The organism is Microvirga lotononidis (assembly GCF_034627025.1).
GTDB lineage: Bacteria > Pseudomonadota > Alphaproteobacteria > Rhizobiales > Beijerinckiaceae > Microvirga > Microvirga lotononidis.
Genome location: NZ_CP141048.1, coordinates 2,041,529 through 2,057,564 on the forward strand (window position 1 = coordinate 2,041,529; position 16,036 = coordinate 2,057,564).

At 64.7% G+C, this 16,036-nt stretch carries 14 protein-coding genes; 12 read left to right on the plus strand and 2 right to left on the minus strand.

Annotated elements, in window-relative coordinates; translation table 11 throughout:
* The first annotated feature begins 82 nt into the window (after positions 1-82).
* The 8 genes from U0023_RS09700 (at position 83) to U0023_RS09735 (ending at position 10,544) form a co-directional block, all read left to right on the plus strand.
* A complete protein-coding gene (locus tag U0023_RS09700; RefSeq protein ID WP_245273085.1) occupies positions 83-691 on the plus strand; it encodes a TetR/AcrR family transcriptional regulator in 609 nt (202 codons plus the stop codon).
* Positions 692-931: 240 nt separating this feature from the next.
* Positions 932-1,894, plus strand: a complete 963-nt coding sequence (gene mdh / locus U0023_RS09705) for a malate dehydrogenase (RefSeq protein ID WP_009493484.1) — start codon at positions 932-934, stop codon at positions 1,892-1,894.
* Positions 1,895-1,963: 69 nt separating this feature from the next.
* A complete protein-coding gene (sucC, locus tag U0023_RS09710) occupies positions 1,964-3,163 on the plus strand; it encodes an ADP-forming succinate--CoA ligase subunit beta (RefSeq protein WP_009493482.1) in 1,200 nt (399 codons plus the stop codon).
* 12 nt (positions 3,164-3,175) lie between these two features.
* Entirely contained in the window at positions 3,176-4,063 is an 888-nt protein-coding gene (gene sucD, locus U0023_RS09715; RefSeq protein WP_009493481.1) for a succinate--CoA ligase subunit alpha, read from the plus strand.
* Positions 4,064-4,120: 57 nt separating this feature from the next.
* Positions 4,121-7,081: a 2-oxoglutarate dehydrogenase E1 component gene (locus U0023_RS09720; RefSeq protein WP_009493479.1), complete on the plus strand. Its 2,961-nt coding sequence runs from the start codon at positions 4,121-4,123 to the stop codon at positions 7,079-7,081.
* Positions 7,082-7,147: 66 nt separating this feature from the next.
* Positions 7,148-8,389, plus strand: coding sequence for a 2-oxoglutarate dehydrogenase complex dihydrolipoyllysine-residue succinyltransferase (odhB, locus tag U0023_RS09725; RefSeq protein ID WP_009493477.1), 1,242 nt, complete (start codon positions 7,148-7,150; stop codon positions 8,387-8,389).
* A 121-nt stretch (positions 8,390-8,510) separates the two neighbouring features.
* Positions 8,511-9,911, plus strand: a complete 1,401-nt coding sequence (gene lpdA / locus U0023_RS09730; RefSeq protein ID WP_040639281.1) for a dihydrolipoyl dehydrogenase — start codon at positions 8,511-8,513, stop codon at positions 9,909-9,911.
* 9 nt (positions 9,912-9,920) lie between these two features.
* On the plus strand, positions 9,921-10,544 hold the full coding sequence (locus U0023_RS09735) for a thymidine kinase (protein WP_009493473.1): 624 nt from the start codon (positions 9,921-9,923) through the stop codon (positions 10,542-10,544).
* Positions 10,545-10,596: 52 nt separating this feature from the next.
* Here U0023_RS09735 and U0023_RS09740 read toward each other — a convergent pair whose 3' ends face one another.
* Positions 10,597-11,583 carry a tyrosine recombinase XerC gene (locus U0023_RS09740; protein WP_009493472.1) on the minus strand — a complete coding sequence of 329 codons (987 nt, stop codon included), beginning with the start codon at positions 11,581-11,583 and terminating at the stop codon, positions 10,597-10,599.
* Positions 11,584-11,629: 46 nt separating this feature from the next.
* On the opposite strand from U0023_RS09740, the gene U0023_RS09745 reads away from it, so the two are divergent.
* The 3 genes from U0023_RS09745 to U0023_RS09755 all read left to right on the plus strand — a co-directional run bounded on the left by U0023_RS09745 (position 11,630) and on the right by U0023_RS09755 (position 14,832).
* Positions 11,630-13,792, plus strand: coding sequence for a primosomal protein N' (locus U0023_RS09745; RefSeq protein WP_009493471.1), 2,163 nt, complete (start codon positions 11,630-11,632; stop codon positions 13,790-13,792).
* 78 nt (positions 13,793-13,870) lie between these two features.
* Positions 13,871-14,293 (plus strand): helix-turn-helix domain-containing protein, encoded by a 423-nt coding sequence (locus U0023_RS09750; RefSeq protein WP_009491289.1) that lies wholly within the window; start codon positions 13,871-13,873, stop codon positions 14,291-14,293.
* Positions 14,290-14,832, plus strand: a complete 543-nt coding sequence (locus U0023_RS09755) for an IS630 family transposase (RefSeq protein ID WP_009491290.1) — start codon at positions 14,290-14,292, stop codon at positions 14,830-14,832. The genes U0023_RS09750 and U0023_RS09755 overlap by 4 nt, the downstream gene beginning before the upstream one ends.
* Positions 14,833-14,845: 13 nt before the next feature.
* On the opposite strand, the gene U0023_RS09760 is transcribed toward U0023_RS09755, so the two are convergent.
* Complete coding sequence (locus tag U0023_RS09760; protein ID WP_154661261.1) at positions 14,846-15,310, minus strand: hypothetical protein; 465 nt, start codon at positions 15,308-15,310, stop codon at positions 14,846-14,848.
* A gap of 124 nt (positions 15,311-15,434) precedes the next feature.
* Between U0023_RS09760 and U0023_RS09765 the strand changes: the two genes are divergently transcribed.
* Entirely contained in the window at positions 15,435-15,995 is a 561-nt protein-coding gene (locus U0023_RS09765; protein ID WP_009493468.1) for a histidine phosphatase family protein, read from the plus strand.
* The last annotated feature ends 41 nt before the right edge of the window (positions 15,996-16,036 follow it).

Genomic DNA, 16,036 nt, shown 5'->3' on the forward strand with positions numbered 1-16,036 from the left:
TGGCCCCGCGGCCTCTCGTCATGCTAACGAGGCTCCTGACCGATCCCGCTTCACGCGAGGGGCCGTCCGCGGTCCGGATGTCATGAAGAACGTACGCCATACCATGCCGGTGGAGACGAGGCTCCTCGCCATTGCGGCCGATGAACTGCGCCGCCACGGCCCCAGGCACATCACCGTGGTCGGCATCGCCGACGCGGCCGGGATGACCCACGCCAATGTCTATCGCTACTTCGCCAACAAGGCGGCCCTCGTCGATGCGGTGGCCGGGCAATGGCTGCGGCGGATGGAGGCGACCATCGCGGATATCGCGGATTCCCCCGATCCGGCCGACGACAAGCTGGAGCGCCTGATCCAGGCCTGGGCGCGGATCCATCGGGATCTTTTGAAGGACGACAGGAACCTCTTCGACGTCTATTGCTCGGCCACCGAAACCTCCCGGCCGCTCATCCGCAAGCATCGGTCCCGGATGCGTGTCCTGATCGACCGGGTGCTGGACGAGGGGATCGCGACGGCCAAGTTCGACCCCCGCGACCGTGAGAAAGCACATGCCTTCGTCACGGATTCCGTCTATCGCTTCATCAATCCCTTGACCGTCCGGCTCGACGCCGACGTGCCCCAGGACATCCTCGACCAGCGTCTCGCGACCATGATCCGGGTCGTTCTGCGGGCCCTGGCGAACGGTAGCGTGTAACAACAGTTACAAAATTTGAAATTTGTAACACAAAAATTCGAGCAGTTCCCGAGGGCTCAAGCCCCTGTAAATGTACAGTATTTTCGAACCGTTAAGCTTAGCGAGACTTTCCCTGTGTCGGAAAGCCCTGCCTGTTAACCTTTTGGTCGCTTGATGGCGGCCCATCTCTCATGGCAAACAGCGCCACCTCAAAAAGGCGGCGCCTCGAATAAGGCTTCTGCCAAAACCCAAGGACAGACCATGGCCCGGAAAAAGATCGCGCTCATCGGTGCAGGCCAGATCGGCGGAACCCTCGCCCATCTCGTCGGCTTGAAGGAACTCGGCGACGTCGTTCTCTTCGACATCGCGGAAGGCATCCCCCAGGGCAAAGGTCTCGACATCGCCGAATCCGCGCCGGTCGATGGGTTCGATGCCAAGTACAAGGGCGCGAACGACTACGCAGCCATCGAAGGCGCCGACGTCATCATCGTGACCGCCGGCGTGCCGCGCAAGCCCGGCATGAGCCGCGACGACCTGATCGGCATCAACCTGAAGGTCATGGAAGCGGTGGGCAACGGCATCAAGCAATATGCCCCGAACGCCTTCGTCATCTGCATCACCAACCCGCTCGACGCCATGGTATGGGCGCTCCAGAAGTTCTCCGGCCTGCCGCAGAACAAGATCGTCGGCATGGCCGGCGTGCTGGACTCGGCCCGCTTCCGCCACTTCCTGGCCGAAGAGTTCAACGTGTCGGTCGAGGACGTGACCGCCTTCGTGCTCGGCGGCCACGGCGACGACATGGTGCCGCTGGTGCGCTACTCCACGGTCGCGGGCGTTCCGCTGCCCGACCTCGTGAAGATGGGCTGGACCTCGCAGGAGAAGCTCGACGCCATGGTCGAGCGCACCCGCAAGGGCGGCGGCGAGATCGTCAACCTCCTCAAGACCGGCTCCGCCTTCTACGCTCCGGCCGCCTCCGCCATCGCCATGGCCGAAAGCTACCTCAAGGACAAGAAGCGCGTCCTGCCCTGCGCGGCCTATCTCAACGGCCAGTACGGCGTGAAGGACATGTTCGTGGGCGTTCCGATCGTGATCGGCGAGAACGGCGTCGAGCGCATTGTCGAAGTCGAGTTCTCGGCCGACGAGAAGGCCATGTTCGAGAAGTCCGTCGCCTCCGTGCAGGGCCTCGTGGACGCCTGCAAGCAGATCAATTCGACCCTCGCTTAATCCTCAAACGTCATGGCCGGCTTCGGGCCGGCCATCCACGTCTTCAACCGCTGACGCGGAGAGAAACGAATGAACATCCATGAATATCAAGGCAAAGCGGTCCTGAAGGAATTCGGCCTGCCTGTCTCCCGCGGCAAGGCCATCTTCTCCGCCGACGAGGCGGAAGCCGCGGCACAAGAACTCGGCGGCCCGCTCTGGGTCGTGAAGTCCCAGATCCACGCGGGCGGTCGCGGCAAGGGCAAGTTCAAGGAAGCCGCCGCGGGCGAGAAGGGCGGCGTGCGCCTCGCCAAGTCCATCGACGAGGTGAAGGAATTCGCGCGTCAGATGCTCGGCAACACCCTGGTCACGGTCCAGACGGGCGAAGCCGGCAAGCAGGTCAACCGCCTCTATATCGAGGATGGTTCCGACATCGACACCGAGCTCTATCTCTCCATGCTCGTCGATCGCGCCACGGGCCAGGTCGCTTTCGTCGTCTCGACGGAAGGCGGCATGGATATCGAGCAGGTCGCTCACGACACTCCTGAGAAGATCCTGACCTTCTCGGTCGACCCGGCCACCGGCGTGATGCCCCATCATGGCCGCACGGTCGCCAAGGCGCTGGGCCTGAAGGGCGCGCTCGCCAAGGAAGCCGAGGATCTGGTGACCAAGCTCTACACGGCCTTCATCGCGAAGGACATGGAGATGCTGGAGATCAACCCGCTGATCATCACCAAGGACCAGCACCTCAAGTGCCTGGACGCCAAGATCTCCTTCGACGGCAACGCCCTCTATCGTCATCCTGAGATCCAGGAACTCCGCGACATCACGGAGGAGGACGAGAAGGAAATCGAGGCCTCCAAGTACGACCTCGCCTATATCGCCCTCGACGGCACCATCGGCTGCATGGTCAACGGCGCCGGCCTCGCCATGGCGACCCTCGACATCATCAAGCTCTACGGCGAGGAGCCGGCGAACTTCCTCGATGTCGGCGGCGGAGCGTCCGAGGAAAAGGTGACGGCGGCGTTCAAGATCATCACGGCCGACCCGAACGTGAAGGGCATTCTCGTCAACATCTTCGGCGGCATCATGAAGTGCGACGTCATCGCCCGCGGCGTGATCGCCGCCGTGAAGGCCGTCGGCCTGCAGGTCCCGCTGGTGGTGCGCCTCGAGGGCACCAACGTGGAAGAGGGCAAGCAGATCATCCGCGATTCCGGCCTCAACGTGATCCCGGCGGACGACCTCGACGACGCCGCCCAGAAGATCGTGAACGCCGTGCGCGGCGGAAAGTAAGGTTTCGAGCTGATGTCCATCCTCATCAACAAAGACACCAAGGTCATCTGCCAGGGCTTCACCGGCAAGAACGGGACCTTCCATTCCGAGCAGGCCATCGCCTACGGCACCAAGATGGTCGGCGGCACCTCGCCCGGCAAAGGCGGCTCGACGCACCTGAACCTGCCCGTGTTCGACACGGTCATGGAAGCACGCGAGAAGACCGGCGCCGATGCCTCGGTCGTCTACGTTCCGCCTCCGGGCGCGGCCGACGCCATCTGCGAGGCCATACAGGCCGAGATCCCGCTCATCGTCTGCATCACGGAAGGCATCCCTGTGCTCGACATGGTGCGCGTGAAGCGGGCGCTGGAAGGCTCCAAGTCGCGCCTCATCGGCCCGAACTGCCCCGGCATCGTGACGGCCGGCGAGTCGAAGATCGGCATCATGCCGGCCAACATCTTCAAGCCCGGCTCCGTCGGCATCGTGTCGCGCTCCGGCACGCTCACCTACGAGGCCGTGTTCCAGACCACCAATGAAGGCCTCGGCCAGACGACGGCGGTCGGCATCGGCGGCGACCCGGTGAAGGGCACCGAGTTCATCGAGATGCTCGACATGTTCCTGTCCGATCCCAAGACCGAGTCGATCGTCATGATCGGCGAGATCGGCGGCTCGGCGGAAGAAGAAGCCGCCGCGTTCATCGCCCGCGAGGCCAAGAAGGGCCGCAAGAAGCCGATGGTCGGCTTCATCGCCGGCCGCACGGCTCCTCCCGGACGCCGCATGGGCCATGCCGGCGCCATCATCTCCGGTGGCAAGGGCGGTGCCGAGGACAAGATCGCCGCCATGGAGGCCGCGGGCATCCGCGTGTCGCCGTCGCCGGCCCGACTCGGCAAGACCCTGGTCGAGGTTCTCAAGGGTCGATAACGAACAGGCCGCCCCGACGATGGGGCGGCCAAACAGCTTTTTGGATTGTAGGTTGCCATGGCACGCCAAGACGCCAACGAAAACTTCCTGAACACCGCTTTCCTCTATGGGGCGAACGCGTCCTATATCGAGGAGCTCCAGGCCCGCTATGAGAAGGATCCCAGCTCGGTCGACGCCGAGTGGCAGGCATTCTTCGGCGCCTTGAGGGACGACAAGCAGGCTGTCGAGAAGGCGGCCAACGGTCCCTCCTGGGAGAAGCCGAATTGGCCGATCCATGCCAATGGCGAACTGATCTCCGCCCTTGATGGCAACTGGGCCCAGGTCGAAAAGGCCGTGGGCGACAAGATCAAGGCGAAGGCCGAGGCCAAGGGCCCCGAGATCAGCCAGATCGACGTGCAGCAGGCGACCCGCGATTCCGTTCGCGCCATCATGCTGATCCGCGCCTATCGCGTGCGCGGTCACCTGCATGCGAAGCTCGACCCGCTCGGCATCAATCCGCTCCCGAACGACCAGGAGCTGCATCCGTCCCATTACGGCTTCACGGAAGCCGACTGGGACCGCAAGATCTTCCTCGACAACGTGCTCGGCATGGAGTTCGGCACGATCCGCCAGATCGTCGCGATCCTGGAGCGCACCTATTGCCAGACGCTGGGCGTCGAGTTCATGCACATCTCCGATCCGGTCGAGAAGGCCTGGATCCAGGAGCGCATCGAAGGTCCGGATAAGGAAATCATCTTCACCACGGAAGGCAAGCGCGCCATCCTCAACAAGCTTGTCGAAGCTGAAGGCTTCGAGAAGTTCCTGGATGTCCGCTACACGGGCACCAAGCGCTTCGGCCTCGACGGCGGCGAGTCGCTCATCCCGGCTCTCGAGCAGATCATCAAGCGCGGCGGCAATCTCGGCGTGAAGGAGATCGTGTTCGGCATGGCCCATCGCGGCCGTCTCAACGTTCTCACCCAGGTCATGGGCAAGCCGCACCGGGCCCTGTTCCACGAGTTCAAGGGCGGTTCCTTCGCGCCCGACGACGTGGAAGGCTCGGGCGACGTGAAGTACCATCTCGGTGCTTCTTCGGACCGCACCTTCGACGGCAACAACGTCCACCTGTCGCTGACTGCCAACCCCTCGCACCTCGAGATCGTCGATCCCGTCGTGCTCGGCAAGGTTCGCGCCAAGCAGGACCAGCATGGCTGCTCACCCGACAACCGCACGGCCGTGATGCCGCTGCTCATCCACGGCGATGCGGCCTTCGCCGGCCAGGGCGTGGTAGCGGAGTGCTTCGGATTGTCCGGCCTGCGCGGTCACCGCACCGGCGGCTCGATCCACTTCATCATCAACAACCAGATCGGCTTCACCACCGATCCGCGCTTCTCGCGTTCCTCGCCCTATCCGTCGGACGTGGCGAAAATGGTCGAGGCGCCGATCTTCCACGTGAACGGTGACGATCCCGAGGCTGTCGTGTTCGCCGCCAAGGTGGCGGCCGAGTACCGCCAGCGCTTCCAGAAGCCTGTCGTCATCGACATGTTCTGCTACCGTCGCTTCGGCCACAACGAGGGCGACGAGCCGGCCTTCACCCAGCCGCTCATGTACCGCAAGATCCGGTCGCATCCGGCGATCGTCGAGATGTATTCCAAGAAGCTCGTCGAAGAGGGCGTCGTCACCGAGGCCGAGGTCGAGGAGATGAAGTCGAGCTGGCGTTCGAAGCTCGATGCCGAGTTCGACATCGCATCCAACTACAAGCCCAACAAGGCCGATTGGCTCGACGGGCGCTGGTCCGGCCTCAAGGCGGTCCGCGAGGACCAGGACGATCCGCGTCGCGGTCAGACGGGCGTGTCGACCCAGACCCTGGAGCAGATCGGCAAGGCGCTCACCACGGTTCCGGAGGGCTTCCACGTCCACCGCACGATCCAGCGCTTCCTCGACAACCGCAAGAAGATGCTGGAGACCGGCGAAGGTCTCGACTGGGCCATGGCCGAGGCGCTCGCCTTCGGTTCGCTCCTGCTCGAAGGCCATCGCGTGCGCCTCTCCGGCCAGGACGTGGAGCGCGGCACCTTCTCGCAGCGCCACTCGGTTCTCACCGACCAGGAAAACGAGGAGCGTTACACCAACCTCAACCACATCAGCGAGAACCAGGCCCGCTACGAGGTCATCAACTCGATGCTGTCGGAAGAGGCGGTGCTCGGCTTCGAATACGGCTACACCCTGTCGGAGCCCAACGCCCTGACCCTGTGGGAAGCGCAGTTCGGCGACTTCGCCAACGGCGCCCAGGTGGTGTTCGACCAGTTCATCTCCTCGGGCGAGCGCAAGTGGCTGCGCATGTCCGGTCTCGTCTGCCTGCTGCCGCATGGCTACGAAGGGCAGGGGCCGGAGCATTCCTCCGCCCGCCTGGAGCGCTTCCTGCAGATGTGCGCCGAGGACAACATGCAGGTGGGCTACTGCTCGACGCCCGCCAACTACTTCCACATCCTGCGCCGCCAGCTGAAGCGCGACTTCCGCAAGCCGCTGATCCTGATGACGCCGAAATCCCTGCTGCGCCACAAGCGCTGCACGTCCAGCCTCGCCGACATCTCGGAGGGAACCTATTTCCACCGCGTCCTGCGCGACAGCGCGCAGGGTGCGTCCGAGGGCATCAAGCTGGTGAAGGACGACAAGATCCGGCGCGTGGTGATCTGCACGGGCAAGGTCTATTACGACCTGCTCGAGGAGCGCGAGAAGCGGGGCATCGACGATGTCTATCTGCTTCGCGTCGAGCAGCTCTATCCGTTCCCGGCCAAGTCCGTGGCGGCCGAGCTGTCCCGCTTCAAGAAGGCCGACGTGGTGTGGTGCCAGGAAGAGCCCAAGAACATGGGCTCCTGGATGTTCGTCGAGCCCTATCTCGAATGGGTGCTCAAGACGGCCGGCTCCAAGGTGGATCGTCCGCGCTACGTGGGCCGCCCCGCCTCCGCCGCCACCGCCACCGGCTTGATGTCCAAGCATACGGCCCAATTGCAGGCTTTCCTCGACGAGGCTTTCGCGGCTTGATCGCCGCGAAAGTTCTCTCCTCATTCCGAGGGGCTTAGCTCGAGCCCCGCAAGACCAAAGACGACCATGGCAACCGAAATCCGCGTACCCACCCTTGGCGAATCCGTGTCAGAGGCCACCATCGGCCGCTGGTTCAAGAAGCCCGGCGATCCCGTGAAGGCCGACGAGCCCGTGCTCGAGCTCGAGACCGACAAGGTGACCCTCGAGGTCAACGCTCCCGCGAGCGGCACGCTCGGCGACATCGTGGCTAAGGACGGCGAGACGGTGACTCCCGGCGCGGTGCTCGGCTCCATCGTCGAAGGTGGCGCAACGGCGGCTCCCGCGGCTGCGCCGAAGGCCGAGGCCACCAAGGCCGCTCCGGCACCCGCCGTTGCTGCTTCCGCTCCTGCCCCGGCTGCTGCTGCCCCCGGGGCCGCCAAGGACCACGGCCCGGCGGTCGCCCGCCTTGCGGCCGAGAGCGGCGTGAGCCCGGCGGGCGTCGCCGGCACCGGCAAGGACGGTCGCGTGACCAAGGGCGACATGCTCGCCGCCATCGCCACGGGTGGCGCTTCGGCTGCCGCGCCTGCCGCTCCCGTTCAGGTCCGCGCTCCCTCGGCGCCGGTCGATGCGGAACGGGAAGAGCGCGTGAAGATGACGAAGCTTCGTCAGACCATCGCGCGCCGCCTGAAGGACGCGCAGAACACCGCCGCCATGCTCACCACGTTCAACGACGTGGACATGAGCGCCGTGATGCAGCTCCGCAGCCAGTACAAGGACGTGTTCGAGAAGAAGCACGGCACCAAGCTCGGCTTCATGGGCTTCTTCACCAAGGCGGTGATCCAAGCGCTCAAGGACGTCCCGGCGGTGAACGCCGAGATCGACGGCCAGGATCTCGTCTACAAGAACTACTACCACATCGGCATCGCGGTCGGCACCGAGAAGGGCCTCGTGGTTCCCGTGGTGCGCGACGCGGACGATCTCTCGGTCGCCGGCATCGAGAAGCAGATCGCCGATTTCGGCCGCCGCGCCCGCGACGGCAAGCTCTCCATCGACGAGATGCAGGGCGGCACCTTCACGATCACCAACGGCGGCATCTACGGCTCGCTCATGTCGACGCCGATCCTCAACGCGCCGCAATCGGGCATCCTCGGCATGCACCGCATCGAGGAGCGTCCGGTGGTCCGCAACGGCCAGATCGTCGTGCGTCCGATGATGTATCTCGCGCTCTCCTACGATCACCGCATCGTCGACGGCAAGGAAGCCGTGACCTTCCTCGTGCGGGTCAAGGACGCGCTGGAAGATCCGGCCCGCCTCGTTCTCGACCTTTAATCGCAACACTTCGTCATGCCCGGCCTCGTGCCGGGCATCCACGCCTTTCGAGCCGGGCGGCTATCCCAAGACGTGGGTGGCCGGGACAAGCCCGGCCATGACGTTCAAGGGGATCACTCCCATGTCCTACGATGTTATCGTCATCGGCACCGGCCCCGGCGGCTACGTGGCCGCCATACGGGCCGCGCAGCTCGGCCTGAAGACCGCCGTCGTCGAGAAGCGCAAGACCCATGGCGGCACCTGCCTCAACGTGGGCTGCATTCCCTCCAAGGCCCTGCTGCACGCCTCGCACATGTTCGAGGAAGCGCGGGATCACTTCGCCGGCCTCGGCATCGGCGTGTCGGCGCCGACCCTCGATCTCAAGACCATGCAGGCCTTCAAGCAGGAAGGCGTCGACGGCAACACCAAGGGCGTCGAGTTCCTGCTTAAGAAGAACAAGATCGACGCCTTCATCGGCACCGCGCGCATCGCGGCTCCCGGCCAGGTTGAGGTGACGGGCGAGGACGGCTCGAACCAGATTCTCGAGACGAAGAACATCATCATCGCCACGGGTTCCGACGTGACGCGCCTGCCCGGCATCGAGATCGATGAGAAGATCGTCGTTTCGTCCACGGGCGCGCTCGAACTCGAGAGCGTGCCGAAGCGCCTCGTGGTCATCGGCGCGGGCGTGATCGGCCTGGAGCTCGGCTCCGTATGGCGCCGCCTCGGTTCCGAGGTCACGGTGGTGGAATATCTCGACCGCATCCTGCCCGGCATGGACGGCGAGGTCGCCAAGAACTTCCAGCGCATCCTGACCAAGCAAGGCTTCCAGTTCAAGCTCGGCTCCAAGGTCACCAAGGTCGAGAAGACCGCCACCGGCGCGACGCTCACCTTCGAGCCGGCCGCCGGCGGAAACCCTGAGACCATCGAGGCCGACGTGGTGCTCGTCGCCATCGGCCGCGTGCCCTACACGCAGGGCCTGGGCCTCGACCGGGTGGGCGTCCAGCTCGACAGCCGTGGCCGCATCCAGACGGATTCGCATTTCTCCACCAACGTCACCGGCATCTACGCCATCGGTGACGTGATCGCCGGTCCCATGCTCGCCCACAAGGCCGAGGACGAGGGCGTCGCTGTTGCGGAGATCATCGCCGGCAAGGCGGGTCACGTGAACTACGACGTGATCCCGAGCGTGGTCTACACGTTCCCCGAGGTGGCCTCCATCGGCAAGACCGAGGAAGAACTGAAGGCGGCGGGCGTCGCCTACAATGTCGGCAAGTTCCCCTTCACGGCCAATGGCCGCGCCAAGGTCAACCGCACCACGGACGGCTTCGTGAAGATACTGGCCGATGCGACCACCGACAAGGTGCTCGGCGTGCACATCATCGGGCCGGAAGCCGGCAACCTCATCCACGAGGCGGCGATCACCATGGAGTTCGGTGGATCCTCCGAGGATATCGCCCGCACCTGCCATGCGCATCCGACGCTCGCGGAAGCTGTGAAGGAAGCCGCTTTGGCGGTGGAGAAGCGCGCCATCCATATGTAACATGGATTCATGGCAAAGCTTCACTTCATCTACTCGGTGATGAACGCAGGCAAGACGACCCATCTCCTGCAGGTTCGTTACAACTACATCGAGAACGGCGGCCACGTGCTGCTGTTCACGAGCCTAATCGACGACCGGTTCGGCGTCGGCAAGGTGAAGTCGCGCATCGGCCTCGAGGCCGATGCGATTCCGCTGCGAAAAGACGACGATATCGCAGCCTTCGTGGCGGCGGAGCATGCCCGGAAGAAGGTGACGGTCGTCCTCATCGATGAAGTTCAGTTCATGACGGCCGACCAGGTCCGTCAGCTGGCCTGGATCGTCGACGAGCTGAAGATCCCGGTCATGGCCTATGGGCTGAAGAACAACGTGTACGGAACGCTGTTCAGCGACGCCATCGTGGCCATGATGGCGCTGGCCGAGGATTTCCAGGAAATCAAGCAGCTCTGCCATTGCGGCCGCAAGGCCACGATGATCCTGAAATACGACCGCAACGGCGAGGCCGTGCGCTCGGGCGAGGTGGTGGAGATCGGAGGCGAAGGCCGCTACGTGTCCGTCTGCCGCCCTCACTGGACGAAAGGCGACATCGGCCCCGCCGCGCGCCAGCTGCTGGCGCATCCCATCGCGGCGGAGTAGCCCACGAGCCGCCTCGTCATGACCGGCACAAGTGCGGTCATGACGAGAAAAGCTATTTCACCCGTGCCCGCGGATGCGCCGCGTTGAAGGCGTCCATCAATCGTGCCGCATCGACCTTCGTGTAGAGCTGCGTGGTCGAGAGCGAGGCGTGGCCCAGGAGCTCCTGGATTCCGCGCAGGTCGCCGCCCCTGGCGAGAAGATGAGTCGCGAAGGAGTGGCGCAGGGCATGGGGCGTGGCGCTGTCCGGCAGGCCCAATGCTCCGCGCAGCTCCTCGACGGCGAGCTGGATGATGCGGGGCGACAGAGGTCCGCCCCGCGCCCCGACGAAGAGCGGGCCCTCCGGCGGGATAGCATAAGGGCAGAGCTGAAGGTATTCCTCCACGGCGCGCTGGATCGGTGGAATGACCGGCACGCCGCGCATCTTGCCGCCCTTACCGGTCACCGTGATCGTGTCGACGCCGTTCACCGGGGCGTCGCGCCGCTGCAGGCCGAGCGCCTCCGAGATGCGCAGGCCCGCCCCATAGAGAAGCGAGAGCACGGCGGCGTCGCGGGCGAGGATCCAGGGCTTACGGTCTTCGGACGCACGCGTGTCGGCACTCGTCACCGCGACGGCCGAGGAGGCGGAGAGCGGACGCGGCAGGTTCTTGTCCACCTTCGGGGTGCGAATCGCCGCGAAGGCCGAGGCCGTGCCGTGGCCCTCCCGCTCCAGGTGGCGGGCGAAGGAGCGCAGGGCCGCGAGCTGGCGCATGAGCGAGCGGCTTCCGACCGAATCCATCCGCCGGGCCGCCAGGAAGGACCGGATGTCCATCGGCTTCAAGCCAAGGATCCCCTTGACGCTCGGCGGCTCGCCGAGATGGTTCGTGAGAAAGGCCAGGAACTGGCGCAGATCCCGCCCATAAGCCTCGACGGTTTTCCCTGAGAGCCGCCGCTCCTTGGCGAGCGAAGCAAGCCAGGCCATCGCCTCGCGGCGGGTGTCGTCCGCGCCGGGAAGGACCAGATCGAGAACATTTTGTGTGGCGCTGCTTGACATGAGTCCCATTTATGCAAGGGCAGAACCCTAACATTCACAGGTTAACTCCTTATCGATGACAAGCCGCATCGCCGATGTCCTCATCCCGCTGGCGCTGGACACGGCCTATTCCTATGCCGTGCCGGATGGCCTCGCCGTCGAGGAGGGCGATGTCGTGCAGGTGCCGCTCGCCAACCGCGAGGTAGCCGGGGTCGTCTGGGGCATGCGGGACGGGCAGGGGGGTAACCTCAAGAAGGTGACCGCCGTGATCGAGGCGCCGAACCTGTCGCCCAAGATGCGCAAGTTCCTGGACTGGATCGCCTGGTACACCCTGGCGCCGAAGGGCTCGGCCCTCGCCATGGGGCTGAAGATCCCGGACCCGGACCGGCAGGAGGTTGCCCGTGTGGGCGTGAAGCTCGCCGGCCCTTCGCCGAAGCGCATGACGCCCGCGCGGCAGAAGGTCATGGAGGTCGCCCAGGACGGAACGGTTCGGCTGAAAAGCGAGTTGGCCCATGCGGCCGGGGTCAGTGCGGGCGTGGTCAACGGTCTCATCGACGAGGGCGTCCTGGAGACCGTGACGCTCCTGGCCGAGCCGGTCGCCGAGATGCCCGATCCCGCCTTCGGCCATACGGCGCTCTCCGACGGCCAGCGGGAGGCGGCGGACACGCTCGTCGCCGCCATGGGCGAGGAGCACGCCCCCGTGCTTCTGCTCGAGGGCGTCACGGGCTCAGGAAAGACCGAGGTCTATTTCGAGGCGGTGGCGGAGGCCATGCAGCAGGGCCGGCAGACGCTGATCCTCATGCCGGAAATCGCCCTGACGGCCCAGTTCCTCGACCGCTTCGCCGCCCGCTTCGGCGTGAAGCCGGCCACATGGCATTCCGGCGTCACGGGCCGGAAGAGGGAGCGGCTCTATACGGCCATCGCGGCCAATGAGGTGAAGGTGGTGGCGGGCGCCCGATCGGCCCTGTTCCTGCCCTATGCGGATCTCGGCCTCATCATCGTCGATGAGGAGCACGAGACGGCCTACAAGCAGGACGACGGCGTCCATTACCATGCCCGCGACATGGCGGTGGTGCGCGGCAAGATCGAAAACGCCCCCGTGGTGCTGGCCTCCGCGACGCCCTCCATCGAGAGCCGGGTCAATGTGGAGCGTGGGCGGTATCGCCATGTGAAGCTGCCCGAGCGGTTTGGAGGGCGCTCCATGCCGCAGATCCGGGCCGTGGATCTGCGCAAGGAAGCCATCCCGAAGGGCCGCTGGCTCTCGCCGACCCTGGTGGCGGCCGTGGAAGATACGGTCGCCCGGGGCGAGCAGGCGCTGCTCTTCCTCAACCGGCGGGGCTATGCGCCGCTCACCCTCTGCCGGTCCTGCGCCCATCGCTACGAGTGCCCGAACTGTTCCTCCTGGCTGGTGGAGCACCGCTTCCGGCGTTCCCTGGTCTGCCACCATTGCGGCCATGTGGAACGGACGCCTCATGCCTGCGTGGAATGCGGCAGCGTCGATTCGCTGGTGCCCTGCGGACCCGGCGTGGAGCGAATCGCCGAGGAAGCCTCGGAGCTGTTTCCGGATAAGCGCTGCATCGTGCTGTCGAGCGACTTCCCCGGCGGCACGGAACGCCTTCGGGCAGAGCTGGCGGCCATCGCGGCGGGCGAGTTCGACATCGTCATCGGCACCCAGCTGGTCGCCAAGGGGCACAATTTCCCGCTCATGACCCTGGTGGGCGTGCTCGATGCCGATATCGGCCTCACCTCGGGCGATCCGCGCGCCGCCGAGCGCACCTTCCAGATGCTCCAGCAGGTCACGGGCCGGGCCGGACGCGGCGAGAAGCCGGGACGGGCGCTGGTCCAGACGTGGCAGCCGGACCATCCGGTGATCGCAGCCCTCATTTCCGGCGATGCCGAGCGGTTCTACGAGGAGGAAACCCGCGTCCGCGAGATGGCGGGCCTGCCCCCCTTCGGACGGCTTGCCTCCCTCGTCGTCTCGGCGGCCGAGCGCGAGGCGGCGGAAACCCATGCCCGCGCCATGGCCCTCGTGGCGGAACCGCCGCCGGGCGTGACGGTGCTCGGCCCCGCCGAGGCGCCGCTGGCCCTGATCCGTGGCCGCTATCGCTTCCGGCTCCTGGTGAAGACCGAGCGGGAGGTGGATCTCCAGGCTTATCTGAGAAGCTGGATGGCCCGCTGCCCGAAGATCCGCGGCAACACCCGCGTGTCCATCGACGTGGATCCCCAGAGCTTTTTGTAACTAAAGCGTTTTTGATCTGGGCTTGAAGCCATTCGGGTGGGCTGCGCGTTGACTGGGATATGGCCCAGGAGGCGAGCCATGCCCCAGCCCTATTCTCCTGATCTGCGTGAGCGCGTTCTGGTCGCCTGCGCACGCGGCGACCTTCCTCAGGTCGAGATCGCCCGCCGCTTCCAAGTTTGCCCGGCCACCGTGTCGAACTGGCGCCGCCAAGAACGCGAGGAAGGCCGGCGTGCTGCCAAGCCGCACAGCGGCGGCGTGCCTTCGCGCCTGGATGCGGCAGCTCTCGAGGTGCTGCGTCAGCTCGTGATCGAGGACAGTGACGCACTGCTGCGCGAGTACCGTGAGCGCCTGGCCGAGCGCACTGGCGTGACGGTGTGCCTGGCGGTGATCTGCGAGGCGCTCAAGCGCCTCAAGCTGCGTCCTAAAAAAAGACCCTTCGGGCGGCCGAGCAGGAGCGGCCCGAGGTTGCCGCCGAGCGCGAGGCTTACCGCCAGCAGATGAGCGTGCTTCCCGCGGAACGCTTGGTATTCCTGGATGAAAGCGGCGTCACCACCAAGATGGCGCGAACCCATGCGCGCGCTCCACGCGGGCAGCGGGCCTATGGGTCCATCCCGCTCGGCTCCTGGCAGCGGCTGACGGTGTTAGGAGCACTCGCCTGTGAGGGTCTAGTCGCCACGATGAGCATCGAGGCCTCGACTTCTACTTCCGTGCTGCTGGCTTATCTCGAGCAGATTCTAGTGCCGGCTCTCAAACGCGCCAAGCCGGATGCCATTCTGGTGATGGACAACCTGCGCCCGCATCACGCCACGGAGGTGCGGGATCTGCTCGATCAGGCTGGGATTGGACTGCTGTACCTGCCGCGGTACTCCCCGGAGTTCAACCCGATCGAGCCCGCCTGGGCCAAGGTGAAAGAGCGGCTCAAGGCGAAAGCGGCGCGCACTCTCGAAGCTTTGGAAGCAGAACTCAAACCCGCCCTCGACACCATCACTGCAAAAGATGCCCAAGGCTGGTTCAGGCACGCCGGCTATGCCCTACACTGAAACCAAAAGCGCTTTAGTCTGACTTGATCAAGGCAGATCCATAAATTGGAAGGCTATCCTCTTCACCGTTTCTAATCCGCTTGCCTACTCTTTGAATAGGCCAAGCTATGAGGTCGCCACTAAGGTGAAGTTCGAAGTCAAAGGGGGCATCCAGGCCCGCAGCCGGTGCGATCCACGAGCCACCCCTTTTTTGGCGGATAACCTCTCCCACGTAAGCACCTATAGCGAATGCCCAACGCACCGGATTTTCGACTAGGCAACCATTGGGATTGGGTTCACCGTTTGAACTTTGATTGGCCAGAAAACGATCTACTTCTTGAAGGCTTTCGAGCGAGAAGTCAGCTTCGTACCCAAGGGATTTCAGCTTAGAGGCTGCCCAATCCGCCGCTTCTTCAAGCATCGGTGAAGGATCGAGAATTTGGGATGTTCTGTCTCTACGACGAGAAATCCCTTTCAAAGCTCTGAATATCGACCACACAGGAGGCTCCCACACCAACGATAGATTGTCAGAGATACAACATATTGATGAAACAAAATATCATAAAGTAGGGACTCAGACCTTTCTCTGGACGAAGGCTACTTCTTATGGTCAGAAACGCCCCATGACCAAGATCGTCCACTGCATCCGCCACGGCCAATCGACCTTCAACGCCCACTACGCCGAGCATGGCGAGGATCCCGGGCATTTCGATGCGCGCCTGACCGAGCTCGGCCTGCGCCAGGTGGCCGAGCGGGCGCCCGAACTGCGCCCGAACCCTTATGAACTTATCGTGACCTCGCCGCTGACCCGGGCCATCCAGACCACCCTGGGTCTGTTCGCCGACCATCCGGCCCGGCCGACCATCCTGGTGGAATGCCTCCATCGCGAGCATCTGGAGAGCAGCTGCGATGTCGGCAGCGCCGTCTCTCACCTGTCGCGGGAGTTTCCCCACCTGTCCTTCGGGCATCTGGACGAGATCTGGTGGCACAACGAGGGCGAGATCAACGAGCGGGGCTTCGTCACCGAGCCGGCTCATCTGTTCGAGGAGCGGGTCGAGCGCTTCCGGGGCTGGCTCGCGGAGCGGCCGGAGACGATGATCGCCGTGGTCGGGCACGGCACCTTCTTCAGCAAGCTCACCGGCCGGTTCCTCGCCAATTGCGAGGTCGCCACCCTGGAGCTTTAGGGTCTTTCCGGCGTCACGCGGCCGAAAATGCCGGAGGGGGA